The organism is Colwellia sp. MB02u-10 (assembly GCF_014077185.1).
GTDB lineage: Bacteria > Pseudomonadota > Gammaproteobacteria > Enterobacterales > Alteromonadaceae > Cognaticolwellia.
Genome location: NZ_JACGVK010000128.1, coordinates 1 through 248, shown reverse-complemented (window position 1 = coordinate 248; position 248 = coordinate 1). Strand labels below are relative to the sequence as shown.

Annotated in this window: 1 protein-coding gene; it reads left to right on the top strand. The window is 56.0% G+C overall.

Annotated features, from left to right (window positions below):
• On the top strand, positions 1–248 hold a 248-nt coding region (locus tag H4J59_RS13155; RefSeq protein WP_220469823.1), incomplete at both ends, for a YDG domain-containing protein.

Here is a 248-nt window from a genome sequence, read left to right as displayed (position 1 = left end):
GCGACTGCCAGCGCGAATGTAAGCACTAAAGCGATCAGCATCAGTGGTATTACGGCAAGCAACAAAACCTACGATGCAAACACCGACGCGGTCCTTGATGTCTCGGGTGCCGCAGGCTGGATCGCCGGGGATGTTGTTACGGTGGCGAGCACGGGTACCTTTGATACTAAGCATGCGGGTACCGGTAAGACGGTTAACCTGAGCGCTACCAGCTATGGCGGCGCGGATAACACGAACTACAGCATCAC